Raw genomic sequence first — 12,479 nt, forward strand, 5'->3', positions numbered from 1 at the left:
CCTGGTGCGACGGTGGGTCAGACGGCGAGCGTGGCGCCGAGCCCGGGCGCCTGCGGGACGGCCAACGTGCCGTCGGGGGCGGGCCAGAGCGGCTCGGCGAGCAGGAAGTCCCGCCGCTCCGGGGTCCAGCCGCCGGCCGGGTCGTAGGGGAACTCCAGGTAGGGGCCGGCGCCGACCCCCGCCGCGACGTGCAGGTTCGCGAGCAGTCCCACCCCGTTCGACCACGTGTGCGGGGTGAACCGGCGGTGCCGGGCGGCCAGGTCCTCGGCCAGCCGGCGCGTGCGGGACATCCCCAGCGAGAGCACGACGTCGGTCTGCACGACGTCGAGGGCGTCGGCGTCCACGAGCGCGTGGACCTGAGTCTCGCTGTCGAGCATCTCCCCCGAGGCGATCCGCAGCCCGGGGTTGTCCGCTCGCAGCAGCCGGTGGCCTGCAACGTCGGCGTAGGGCAGCGGCTCCTCGATCCAGCCGGGTGCGTGCTCCGCGAGGCGGCGCACGAGCGCTCGGATGTCCGCGAGCTCGACGGCGGGCCGGGTGTCGCCGGGCATTCGCCAGGCCTGGTTGAGGTCGACGAGGACGTCGAGCCGGTCCCCCACCGCCTCGCGCACCGCGGCCACGGACGCGACCCCAGGCTCCGGGTCCCGCGGGTCGACCCGGACCTTCACGGCGCGGAATCCCCGGGCCACCAGCTCCGCCGCGTCCTCCGCCCGCCGCCCCGGCGGCTGCACCGAGCACCACGAGGCATAGACCGGCAGCCGGTCGGCCACCCCGCCGAACAGCACCGAGACGGGTAGTCCCGCCACCTGCCCCAGGATGTCCCACAGCGCCGCCTCGAGCGGCCAGAACCGCCCGCCGTGGAAGGCGATCGAGGCGATCCGGCGGACCTGCGGCTCGATCGCGAGCGGGTCGGTGCCGAGGAAGAGCTCCCGGTACGGGGCGAAGCCCGCCATGGTGTCGCCGGAGCCGACCCCGACGACGCCCTCGTCGGTCTCCACCCGCACGACGGTGGCGGCGAACGAGCGGCGCGGATCGGGGTCCCACGCGGCGTACATCGGCGGGTCGAGGTCGATCTCGTGCTGGGTCACGCGGATCTCGGTGATCTTCACGCTGGTCCCGGTGTCGAGGAAAGGCCGCCCGGAGTGGACGCCGACCCCACCCACCTCGACAAGGACGGCTTGCGGTGACCGCAAGTCCCCTGGTGAGGTGGGTAGGTGGACGGCGGCGCGGGGTCACGGCGCGACGTGGACCTGCTCGACGCGCTCGCCACGCCCGAGGCCCAGGCCAGCGGGCTCGGCGTGGCGCGGCTGGCCACGATGACCGGCCGCACCGAGAGCCAGGTCTCGCGGACCCTGGTGGTGCTCGCCGACGAGGGCCTGGTCGAGCGGGACCCCGGGAGCAGGCGCTACGCGCTGGGCTGGCGGCTCTACGCGTTCGCGGCCCGGACGACGGAGGCACGCCTGGTACGCACGGCGGGCCGCGTACTGACGCGGCTCGCCGACCGCCTCGGCGTCGGGGCCCATCTCTGCCGACTGCACGGCGAGGCCGTGGCGACGGTGCTCACCGTCGCCGGGGACGGCTCCGTCCCACGCACCGGGTTCGACCTCTCCGCCATCCCGATCGCCGTGAGCTCGGCCGGCCGGGCACTGCTCGCCTTCCGCGACGAGGCGGGCCTCGCCCGCCGGCTCACCGCGCGCGGTCTGGATCCCCGGATCGCGGCGCAGGTGGTCGCCGACGGCGTCGCGATCGTCGACGGCGAGCTCGACCCGCGCCTCGCCGGAGCGTCCGCGCCCGTACGGGACGTGCACGGCGGCGTGGTGGCCGCGGTCAACGTGTCCGGGCCGGTCTCCCGGATGCGCCCCGTCCTGCCCGCGCTGGCCGCCGCGACCGTCGAGGCCGCCGCCGACCTGTCCTCGCGACTGGCCTCGCCCCGGGCCTGATCTGGGGCCGCCTGATCGGGGGTCCGGTCTACTCGCAGGAACCTCTGATCGCGGGTACTCCGGGCGACGTGCTCCTCGTCGTCGTCCACCTCGCCGTGGTCTGGTTCTGCGTCGGCCTGGTCTGGGTGGTGCAGGTGCTGGTCTATCCCGGCTTCCGGGACGCCTCGCACACCCGGTGGCGCGAGCTCCACGACCGGCACACCCGGCTCATGGCGTGGACGGTCAGCGGCCCATGGGCGGTCCAGGGAGTCACGTGCGCGGTGCTGCTCGTCTCACGTCCGGACGGCGTCCCGTTCTGGCTGGCGGCGCTCGCGGGGATGTGCGGGGCGACGACCGTGGCCGTCACCGTCGGGCTCTCGGTTCCCTGCCACCGCCGCCTCGCGGTCGCCTACGACGACGCCGTCCTCGACCGCCTCGTCCGCACCAACTGGTACCGCACGGCCGCCTGGACCGCCGGCGGTCTCGTCGCGGTGGCGATGGTGCTGCTCGCGGCGGGGTGAGGCCAGGTCGCGAGCTCGCCCCGCGCGGGGATCCCTGCCGGCCGCGCTACCTCCCGCGGAGGCGGAATGGCGACGCAGCGTCACCGGATGACGCCGAGACGGTCCGCCCGGGCATCGCTAGGCAGTTGATCTTGTCGAACGGTGCGCCGCGTTCGGCAAGATCAACTGCCTAGCCCCGCGAGACCACCAGGGGAGCCGGAGAGGGCGAGCACCGTCCGTGACGACAACAACGGCGACGGCGAACGTCGGGACCCTCACCGCCGGCGGGCCCCGGCGCGACTGCTCAGCGCCGGCGGGCCCCGACGGCTGCCCGGGTGGGGTCGAGCCGGGCGGCCAGGAGGGTCGCGTCCTCGGCGTCGTCGAGGAGGGAGTCGCCAGGCGGGAACGTCACTGCCAGCGGCCCGACCCGCAACGTGCCGCTGCCGAGCACCGCGAAGCGCACCCCGGCCCGGCCTCGCAGTGCGGCGTGGGCGCCGGGGGCGAGGACGGCGTCCATCCAGCCGCAGGGCGCGGCCGGGCGGCGGCCGCCGAGCAGGACGGGGCCGTCGCCCGAGTCGAGCAGCACGTCGGTGCGCCGCAGCGCCTCGACGTCGAGACCCCGGGTGATCACGGTGCGGCGGGCGAGGGCGGGGTCGAATCGGGGCACGCCCAGGTCCTCCGCGACCGCTTCGAGGGCCTCGGCGGCGACGATGGTCAGCGCGGCATCGCGGTGCGCCTCCCGACCCGCGTACCGGTCGCCGACGACACCGTGGCCCGCCCGCAGCTCGATCGACTCCGGCGAGAAGGTCTCGACCGCCGTCGGGCCGTCGGTGGGCCGGCCCTCGTAGGCGTGCCGGGGCGAGACGACGAACCGCTCGATGCGCACGATTCCTCCGTCTCCGAACAGGTTCGGACCTCTTGATTCGTTGAGGTCAGAGGTCTATACCTCTCATGGTGGCGGCCAGGCGATCCACCGAGGTGAGCGCCCGCGTCGCCGCGCTGTGTGCCGAACTGGGCCCCGGCGCCATGTTGCCAGGCGAACGTGAGCTCTCGGGCCGATTCGGGGTGTCCCGGGCGACGGTGCGCAAGGCGCTCGAGGAGCTGATGGCCCGGCGGGTGATCGAGCGCCGCCACGGGGCCGGGACGTTCGTGCGCCGCCCGGCCGAGGCGCAGCCCCTGATGGCGACCTCGTTCGGCGACGACATGCGCAGGCGCGGGCTCGAGCCGTCGTCCCGGCTGCTGTGGTGGGACACCGTCGTCGCGGACACCGAGCTCGCCGGGCGCCTGGAGATGCCGGGCGGGGAGGCCGTCCTGCGGGTGTGCCGCGTGCGCCTCGCCGACGGTGAGCCGATGACGCTCGAGACCCTGCACGCGCCCGCCGCGCGGGTGCCGGGGCTCACCGGGGAGGACCTCGAGGGGGCGGCGTCCTACTACGACGTGCTGGCGACCCGGTTCGGCAGGCGGATCCGGACCGGGACCCAGTCCGTCGCCCCCGTGGTGCTCGGGGCCGGCGAGGCGGACCTGCTCGGCGTCGCGCCCGGCGCGGCCGCTTTGCGCTTCGTCCGGACCTCGCGTGACCAGCACGGCGAGGTGGTCGAGCGCGTCGAGTCGCTCGCCCGGGGCGATCGGTACCTCATCGAGATGGACATCATGCCGCCCGGAGACGTAGCGGAGCGGAGCTCGACCGTCGATCCCGGAGACGTAGCGGAGCGGAGCTCGACCATCGATCCCGGGGCCATGCCGTGACGACCACCGTCGCCGTCGACATGGGCCGCTCCGGGGCACGGATCCTGCGGCGCGTGCCTGGCTCCGCGGACCTGCGCCGGACGACGCCGATCGGGGCGGGGCTCGGCGACGCGGGAGGCCCGCCCACGGTGGCGGCCGCGGTGCGCGCGGCCGTCGCGGACCCGCCCGGGAACGGGCCGTGGTCCCTCGCCGTGGGCGTACCCGGCGCGCTCACCCGTCCCGACGCCGCCGAGGAGCTCGGGGACCTGCTCGCCACCGGGTGGCACGGACCGGACCCGGTCGCGGTCGCGGTGACCTCCGACGTCATCGCGTGGCATGCGGGGGCATTCGCCGAACCGGGGGGACGGAGCCAGGTCGTGCTCGCCGTCGGCACCGGAGCCGTGGCGCTCGGGGTCGGCTCCGACAGCCGGGTCCGTCGCGTCGACGGTCACGGCCTGCTGCTCGGCGACGCGGGCGGCGGCGCCCGGCTCGGGCAGGAGGGCCTGCGCGCCGCCCTGCGCGCTCTCGACGGGGCGGGGCGGGCGACCGCCCTGGCCGGTCCGGCGCGGGAGATGCTGGCGGCGCACCCGGACTCCCCCGCGGCCCTCGCGGACTTCGCTCCCGCGGTGCTCGCGGCCGCCGACGGTGGGGACGCGGTCGCGCGGGCCCTCGTCGACGACGCCGTCGCCGCCCTCGCCGCGACCGTGGACGCCGCCGGGGGATCGCGCCCGGGGACCGAGCTCGCCGTCGTCGGCGGGCTCGCGAACGCACTCGCACCCCGGCTCGCCGATGCCCGCCCCGATCTGGAGCTGCGCGGCCCCGACGGCGACGCCCTCGCGGGCCTGCTGCGGCTGCTCGAGGACCACGGGTCGCCGCACGAGCCGTGCGTGGTCCGCCGCGTGTCGACCGTGTCGGACCCGGCGCGGGGTCTCGCCGCCGAGGTCGACCGGCTGCCGACCGAGGGTGTCCGGGCCGGGTCGGAGGAGCTGGACGCCCTGGCGACCCCGGTCCTGGTCGCCCGGCTGCTCGACGGGCAGGCCGCGGCCCCGGCCGCCGTCGCGGCGGTCGGCGGGGCGCTCACCCGTGCCGTCGACGTCCTCGCGGGCGCGTTCCGGGCGGGCGGGCGACTGGTCTACGCCGGCGCCGGGACGTCGGGGCGGCTCGCGATGCAGGACGCCGCCGAGCTGCCGCCGACCTTCGGCATCGACCCCGGCCGGGCGCTGGCGCTGCTCGCGGGCGGCGCGGGCGCGGCGGGTGCCGCGGTGGAGAACGCCGAGGACGACGACGCCGCAGGCCGGGCCGACGTCGAGGCCGCGGACGTGGGGCCCGGCGACGTGCTGATCGGGGTCGCGGCCTCCGGGCGCACCCCCTACGTGCTCGGCGCGCTGCGGGCCGCGGCGGCGCGCGGGGCGGCCACCGTCGCCGTCGTGAACGCGACCGGCAGCCCCGCCGCGGCCCTCGCCGGGACCGCGATCGAGCTGGTCACCGGCCCCGAGGTGCTCGCCGGTTCGACGCGCCTGGCCGCGGGGACCGCGCAGAAGATCGCGCTGAACACGCTGACGACGGCGGCCATGGTGCGGGCCGGGGCGACCTACGGGCCGTGGATGGTCGGCGTCCGCGTGACCAACGCCAAGCTGCGCAGGCGCGCCGAGCGGATCGTGCGCGACGCGGCCGGGGTCGACATCAGCCTGGCCCGCGAGGCGCTCGTGGACGCGCACGACGACGTCGCGACCGCCCTCGTCGCGCTGCTGGCCGGGCTCGACGGCGATGCCGCGCGGGCCCGGCTCGCGGCCACCGGCTCGGTGCGCGCCGCGGTCGGCCCCGAGGTGATCGGGTGATCGTCGTCGGGATGCTCTCGGGCACGTCGATGGACGGCCTGGACACCGCGGTCTGCGAGATCGAGGTTCCCGACTCGGGCGAGCACACCGAGGGGCGGTGCGTCCGGCTGACGGTGCTGGGTCACGGTTCCGCGGCATGGCCCGCCGATCTGCAGGAGCGGCTGCTGGCGGTGCTCCCGCCCGCCGCGACCACCGTCGAGGAGATCGCCGCGCTGGACAACGCCGTCGGGCGGGCCGCGGGGGCGGCGACCGGGGCGGCGCTGGACCGGGTCGGGGTCCGGGGTGACCTCGTGGCGTGGCTCGGGCAGACGGTGTTCCACGGGATCGCGGACGGCCGGGCGACCGGCGGGCTGCAGCTCGGCCAGCCGGCGTGGATCGCGGAGGCGACCGGCCTGCCCGTCGTCTCCGACCTGCGTGCCACCGACATCGCCGCGGGCGGGCACGGGGCACCGCTGGCGAGCACGCTCGACGCCCTGTGGTTGGCGGGCCCGGACACGCGGATCGCGCTGAACCTCGGCGGGATCGCCAACATCACCGTCGTCACCCCGCCGACGACCCCCGCGCACGAGGGGAACCCTCAGCCGGATGGAGCGGCAGAATCCTCCCCTCGCGACGCCGCCCCGGTGATCGCCTACGACACAGGGCCCGCGAACTGCTGGCTCGACGTCGTCGCGCACCGCGCCACCGGCGTGCCCTACGACGTCGACGGAGCGCTCGCGGGAGCGGGCACCGTCGACGATGCGCTGCTCGACCACCTGCTGACCGAGCCCTACTACGCCGCGCCGCCCCCGAAGACCACCGGCCGCGAGCTGTTCACCGCGGCGGCGCTGGACGCGGCGGTGGCGGCCGCGAGTCCGGGGATCGCTGCCCCTGACCTCGCGGCGACCCTCGTCGCGCTCACCGCCCGCACCGTCGCCGACGCCTGCCGGAAGCACGCACCGGTCGAGGTCGTCGGGTCGGGCGGCGGGATGGACAACCCGGTCCTGCGCGCGGCCCTCGTCCGTGAGCTCGGCGAGGTCCCGCTGGTGCGCTCCGACGCGCGCGGACTGCCCTCGGACGCCAAGGAGGCGGTGCTGACCGCGCTGCTCGGTGCGCTGAGCTGGCACGGCGTGCCCGGGGTGCGGCCCGGAGCGACGGGGTCGCCCACCGCGCGGGTGCTCGGCCGGATCAGCGCCGGACACGGTGCGCTGCGCCTGCCCGAACCCGTCGGCGTCGTCCACGGCCTGGAGATCCACGACGGTGTCCGTCCGTGAGCAGGCGCCTGGGGGTGTCCGCGGCGCTCGTCGACGGCGTGCTGCACGCCGGCGACGTGGCGGTCGCGGACGGCGTCGTCGACGCGGTGGGGCTCCCCGCGGCCCGGGGCGGGGCGATCGCCGTCGCCGGGCTGGTGGACGTGCAGTGCAACGGCTACGCGGGGGTCGACCTCACGGCGCTGGGCGACGCCCCCGACGACGCCGACGCCCCCGATACGGACGACGCCGACGACGCCGTGGCGCAGGTCGGCCGGTTCCGCCGCGCCGTCGCCGCCGACGGGGTGACGGCCGTCGTCCCGACGATCATCACCGCCGCACCGGACACCGCGGCCCGGGCGCTGGCCCGCCTCGACCGGGCGCGCGCTCACGACGCTGACGACGCGGCCGGTGCCCGCCTGCTCGGCGCGCACGTCGAGGGCCCGTTCCTCGCGCCCGCCCGCCGCGGCACCCACCCGCCGGTCCACCTGCGCGACCCGGACCCCGCGCTCCAGGCGCGGCTGTTCGACGCGGGCCAGGTCGCGATCACCACGATCGCGCCGGAGCTCGACGGCGCCGCGGAGCTCGTCCGCCGCGCGAGGGCCGCCGGGATCACCGTGATGGCCGGGCACTCCGACGCCACCGCCGCGCAGGCCCACCTCGGGTTCGACGCCGGCGTCTCGGGCGCGACCCACCTGTTCAACGCGATGAGCGGGTTCGACCACCGCGCGCCCGGCCTCGCCGCCGCCGCGCTCGCCCACCCGGGCGTCGTGGTCACCGTCATCGCCGACGGGCACCACCTCGCCCCGGACGTGCTGCGGGTCGTCGCCGCCGCCGCGGCCGGGCGGTGGGCACTCATCACCGACGCGACCGCCGCCGCGGGCATGCCCGACGGGACCTTCGTCCTCGGCGACGTCGCGCTCACCCTCGCCGACGGTGCCGTCCGCAATTCCGACGGCACCCTCGCCGGCAGCGCCGCGACCCTGGCGGGCTGCGTCCGTACGGCCGTGGCCGCGGGGATCGACCTCGCCACGGCACTCGTCGCCGCCACCGCGACCCCGGCGGGCCTGGTGCCGCCTGCCCGGCGCCCGCATCCCGATCTCGGCGTGCTCCGCCCCGGCGGGGTGGCCGACGTGACGGTGCTCGACGACGCCCTGGAAGTCACGGCGGTGCTGCTCGCCGGGCAGAAGATCACGCGAACCGAGTAGATCAGGAGGCGCCGTGCAGGACGTCGTCAACCTCGCGGTCATCGTCGCCTACCTGGTGGCGATCGCCGTGATCGGCCTGAAGCTGTCCGGCAGGCAGCGCTCGGCCACCGACTACTTCACCGGCGAGCGCTCGCTGCCGTGGTGGGCGGTGATGTTCTCGATCGTCGCCACCGAGACCTCGACCCTGACCGTGATCAGCGTGCCGGGGGTGGCCTACGGCGGGTCGTTCTCCTACGTGGAGCTGGCGGTCGGCTACCTGGTCGGCCGAATCCTCGTGGCGTTCGTGCTGCTGCCGCTGTACTTCCGCGGCGGGTTCGTCTCGGCCTACCAGTACCTCGGGCAGCGGTTCGGTCGGCACACCCAGGGGCTGGCGTCGCTGACGTTCCTGGTCACGCGGCTGCTGGCCGAGGGCGTGCGCCTGTTCGCCGGGGCGATCCCGATCAAGCTGCTGCTCGCCGAGTTCGGGCTGGACGTCAACTACTTCGTGATCGTGCTGGCGATCACGGCGGTCACCGTCGCGTACACCTACGTCGGCGGCATCAAGGCCGTGGTGTGGACCGACTTCCTGCAGATGGGCCTCTACGTGGTCGGCGCGGTGATCTGCGTGGTGGTGCTCTGGACCCAGGTCGGCGCCGGTGGGTGGGCGGCCGCGTGGGACGCCGGGAAGTTCACCGTCTTCGACTTCTCGAAGCCGATCCTGACCAGTCCCTACGCGTTCGTCACCGCGATCGTCGGTGGGGCGCTGCTGACGATGGGCTCGCACGGGTCCGACCAGCTGATCGCGCAACGTGTGCTCTCGTGCCGCTCGCTGTCCGACGGCCGCAAGGCGATGATCGGCTCCGCCGTGGCGATCGGCGTGCAGTTCGCGCTGTTCTCGCTGGTGGGGGCCTTGCTCTGGGCCCGCAACCGTGGCGCGTCGCTGTCGTCGCTGAACCTGACCAGCGACCAGCTCTTCGGCGAGTTCATCCTGCGCGACCTGCCCATGGGCCTGTCCGGGCTGCTCGTCGCGGGCATCCTCGCCGCGACCATGGGGTCGCTCTCGTCCGCGCTCAACTCGCTGTCGACCTCGACGATCGCCGACCTCGTGCAGTCGTGGGCGCAGTGGCGGCCCGACGAGGCCACCATGCTGAAGGTCGCGCGCTGGATGACCGGGGTGTGGGCGCTGGTGATGGTCGGGTTCGCCTCGCTGTTCACGACGACGAAGGACCCGGTGGTGGAGCTGGGTCTCTCGATCGCGTCCTACAGCTACGGCGCGCTGCTGGGGGCGTTCCTGCTCGGGCTGCTTGTCCCCCGCGCCGACGGCGTGGCTTCCGTCGTGGCGTTCCTCGCGACCCTGATCGGGACGGCCTGGGCGGCGCTGGGGATCGACATCGGCGGTCAGCCGCTGGCGTTCCCGTGGTTCGTGGCGATCGGCGTGGTGATCACCCTCGTGGTGGGTGCGCTGATCTCGCTGGTCCGGCCCCGGACGGACGTCGCGGAACCCGAGCCCGAACCCGTCGCCCCGGTCTAGCCGCCGTCCGCCCCGATCCGGATGCCCTGGTCGTCGAGCCGGGTCGGCTGACGGGTCGCCTCGAGCACCGACGCCCAGAGCTCGCCCGCGGGGTCGACGCGGTGCGGCACGTCGGTCATCAGCGTCATCGGGACGAGGACGTAGCGGCCCCGCCACCGCGCGACCACGGCGCCGGTCCGCCCGCACATCGCCGCGTGGACGGCGGCGTGGGCGAGCTGCACGCAGTAGACGCTGTCGTAGGTGTCGGCGCGCACCGAGCGGATCGCGTAGCTCGGGTCGAGGTAGCGCATGACGGGCTCGTAGCCGCGGTCGGTGAGGTCGGCGACGATCCGGTCCCGGACGAGCGGGCCGACGTCCTCGTCGTCGTCCCGGTGCTCCGCGCCCGCGCCCTCGGCCACGACCACGAGCGCCCGCCCCCGGCGGTCCAGACAGTCACGGACCTGCGCGAGCAGCCCGTTCCCACCGCCCCAGGCGAACGGGACCTCGGGGATGAGCACGAGGTCCACGTCGTTGATCGCGATCGCGGCGTAGCACGCGACGAAGCCGGCGTGGCGGCCCATGAGCTTGACGACGGAGACGCCGTCGCGCACGGAGAGCGCCTCGGCGTGGGCGGCGCGGACGGTGTCGGCGGCCCGGGCCACCGCGGTGAGGAAGCCGAAGCTCTGGTCGATGAACGGCAGGTCGTTGTCGATCGTCTTGGGCAGGCCCATCACCCCGATCGCCCGGCCGCGGCGCCCGATCTCCTCGACCATCCCGCGCGCGGCCGTCATCGTGCCGTCCCCGCCGATCACGAACAGCAGGTCGACGCCCAGGTGCTCGAGCGCGTCGACCATCTCGGCCGGGTCCTGGCGGCCCCGGGAGGTGCCGAGGAACGTCCCGCCCGCTTGGTGGATCTCCTGGACCATCGTGCCGGAGAGCTCCATCGCCTCGTCGCGGTGCGCGCGGGTGAGCCCGAGGTAGCCGTGACGGATCCCGAGGATGCGCTCGACCCCGTACTGGCGACGCAACTGCTGGACCAGGCCCCGGATGACGTCGTTGAGGCCGGGGCACAGGCCCCCGCAGGTGACGATCGCGACGGTGGTGGCGGTCGGGTCGAAGAACAGCGTGCGGCGGGCGCGGGCCGGTTCGAAGCTCGGCGGCGGTCCCGCCGCGGGGTCACGCGCGGCGACCGCCGCCTCGGTGTCCTCGATGAGCACGCGGTCGTCGGGGTCCACGTGCCCGACCGGTCCGGCCTGCTCGAAAGCCCCGAACACGGGCGCGAGCGGGGACTCGACGGAGCAGGGGCCGAGGGTCGCGACCTCGCAGTCCGCGCGGGCCGGGGTCTCGACCGACACCTGGTCTCCTTCCGGAGGCGCCCCGCCGCGGCGCCGCGGCGGGTGTTGCACGGTAGACGCAGGGCGGTGCCCTGCGGGGGTGATCGACGACCGCTCGTTCGGAGGAGCAGCCGTGCACCGTCCCCGGCTAGCCGAGGTTGTCGATCACGACCGGCTCGATGCCCTCGCCGGCAGGCAGGGTGAAGCCGAACAGCCGCGCGTAGAAGGCCAGCTCGGCGTCGAGCGCGCGGCGGATGTTCGCCGCGGCGCGGAACCCGTGCTGCTCCCCGGCGAAGAGCAGGTAGGCCACCGGGACGCCCCGGGCGCGGAGTGCCTCGACGATCATCTCGGACTGGTTCGGCGGGACGATCGCGTCCTCGTCGCCCTGGAGCACGATGAGCGGGGTCGCGAACTGCTCGACGTGGTTCAGGGGCGAGCGCTCGACGTAGACGTCCCGCTCGGCCGGGTAGGGGCCGACGAGCCCGTCGAGGTAGCGGGACTCGAACTTGTGCGTGTCGCGGGCCAGCGCCTCGAGGTCGGCGACGCCGAAGTGATCGGCCCCGGCCGAGAACGGGGTGTCCTCGCGGGCCAGCGCCGCGAGAGTCGTGAACCCGCCCGCCGAGCCGCCCCGGATGGCCATCCGGGCCGGGTCCACCCGCCCGGCGTCGGCCAGTGCCCGGGCCGCGGCGAGGCAGTCCGCGACGTCGACGATCCCCCAGGCGCCCTTCAGCTGCTCCCGGTAGGCGCGGCCGTAGCCGGTCGAGCCGCCGTAGTTCACGTCGACGACCCCGAAGCCGCGGCTCGTCCAGTACTGCAGGCCGACCGCGAGCACCGGGGTCGCCGCGCCGGTCGGGCCGCCGTGGATCACCACGAGCAGCGGCGGCCGCTCGCCCTCCGGCGCGGCGTGCGCGGCCGACGGCGGGTAGTAGAGCGCGTGCGCGTCGCGGGGTGCGCCGTGCCCGTCGACCGAGGTGAACGTCATCGGCTCCGGCACGGACAGCGTCGTCGGGTCGAGCCCGAGGTCGCGGGGGGCCCGGAGGGTCGTGACGGTGCCGTCCGTGGTGACGCGGTGGACCCCGGGCTCGGCGGTCGGGCCGCCCGCCACGCACACCACGGCGTCCGGCCCGTCCGCGCGGACCGAGCGGATCGCCGTGAACCCGGTCTCCAGGACCGTGATCGTGCCGTCGGTCCCGGCGACGGCGAGCGCGTCGAAGCCCTCCGAGGAGCGCGCGAACACGAC

The 12,479-nt window shown here is 75.6% G+C and carries 11 protein-coding genes; 7 read left to right on the forward strand and 4 right to left on the reverse strand.

Annotated elements, in window-relative coordinates; genetic code table 11:
- Window positions 1-17 precede the first annotated feature (17 nt).
- Window positions 18-1,160: a mandelate racemase/muconate lactonizing enzyme family protein gene (locus tag VGI02_RS00215; RefSeq protein WP_331625204.1), complete on the reverse strand. Its 1,143-nt coding sequence runs from the start codon at window positions 1,158-1,160 to the stop codon at window positions 18-20.
- Window positions 1,161-1,211: 51 nt separating this feature from the next.
- Here VGI02_RS00215 and VGI02_RS00220 point away from each other — a divergent pair, with 51 nt between their 5' ends.
- Together VGI02_RS00220 and VGI02_RS00225 are read left to right on the forward strand one after the other, a co-directional pair.
- Entirely contained in the window at window positions 1,212-1,937 is a 726-nt protein-coding gene (locus VGI02_RS00220) for an IclR family transcriptional regulator (protein ID WP_331625205.1), read from the forward strand.
- Between the two features lie 68 nt (window positions 1,938-2,005).
- A complete protein-coding gene (locus VGI02_RS00225) occupies window positions 2,006-2,437 on the forward strand; it encodes a hypothetical protein (protein ID WP_331625206.1) in 432 nt (143 codons plus the stop codon).
- Between the two features lie 283 nt (window positions 2,438-2,720).
- On the opposite strand, the gene VGI02_RS00230 is transcribed toward VGI02_RS00225, so the two are convergent.
- On the reverse strand, window positions 2,721-3,302 hold the full coding sequence (locus VGI02_RS00230; protein ID WP_331625207.1) for an MOSC domain-containing protein: 582 nt from the start codon (window positions 3,300-3,302) through the stop codon (window positions 2,721-2,723).
- 92 nt (window positions 3,303-3,394) lie between these two features.
- Here VGI02_RS00230 and VGI02_RS00235 point away from each other — a divergent pair, with 92 nt between their 5' ends.
- The 5 genes from VGI02_RS00235 to VGI02_RS00255 are packed head-to-tail and all read left to right on the forward strand — an operon-like array spanning window position 3,395 to window position 9,926.
- Complete coding sequence (locus tag VGI02_RS00235; protein ID WP_331625208.1) at window positions 3,395-4,162, forward strand: GntR family transcriptional regulator; 768 nt, start codon at window positions 3,395-3,397, stop codon at window positions 4,160-4,162.
- A complete protein-coding gene (locus VGI02_RS00240) occupies window positions 4,159-5,979 on the forward strand; it encodes an N-acetylmuramic acid 6-phosphate etherase (protein ID WP_331625209.1) in 1,821 nt (606 codons plus the stop codon). The genes VGI02_RS00235 and VGI02_RS00240 overlap by 4 nt, the downstream gene beginning before the upstream one ends.
- Window positions 5,976-7,232: an anhydro-N-acetylmuramic acid kinase gene (locus VGI02_RS00245; protein ID WP_331625210.1), complete on the forward strand. Its 1,257-nt coding sequence runs from the start codon at window positions 5,976-5,978 to the stop codon at window positions 7,230-7,232. The genes VGI02_RS00240 and VGI02_RS00245 overlap by 4 nt, the downstream gene beginning before the upstream one ends.
- Window positions 7,229-8,416 (forward strand): N-acetylglucosamine-6-phosphate deacetylase, encoded by a 1,188-nt coding sequence (locus tag VGI02_RS00250; protein ID WP_331625211.1) that lies wholly within the window; start codon window positions 7,229-7,231, stop codon window positions 8,414-8,416. The genes VGI02_RS00245 and VGI02_RS00250 overlap by 4 nt, the downstream gene beginning before the upstream one ends.
- Before the next feature lie 13 nt (window positions 8,417-8,429).
- Window positions 8,430-9,926, forward strand: coding sequence for a sodium:solute symporter (locus tag VGI02_RS00255; protein WP_331625212.1), 1,497 nt, complete (start codon window positions 8,430-8,432; stop codon window positions 9,924-9,926).
- Here VGI02_RS00255 and VGI02_RS00260 read toward each other — a convergent pair.
- Both VGI02_RS00260 and VGI02_RS00265 read right to left on the reverse strand, forming a co-directional pair.
- Complete coding sequence (locus tag VGI02_RS00260; protein ID WP_331625213.1) at window positions 9,923-11,260, reverse strand: ATP-dependent 6-phosphofructokinase; 1,338 nt, start codon at window positions 11,258-11,260, stop codon at window positions 9,923-9,925. The two genes, VGI02_RS00255 and VGI02_RS00260, sit on opposite strands and share 4 nt — an antisense overlap.
- Window positions 11,261-11,387: 127 nt before the next feature.
- The coding region (locus VGI02_RS00265) for an alpha/beta hydrolase family protein (RefSeq protein WP_331625214.1) at window positions 11,388-12,479 on the reverse strand (1,092 nt) is incomplete at its 5' end.

The sequence above is a fragment of the Actinomycetospora sp. genome, assembly GCF_036497245.1.
GTDB lineage: Bacteria > Actinomycetota > Actinomycetes > Mycobacteriales > Pseudonocardiaceae > Actinomycetospora.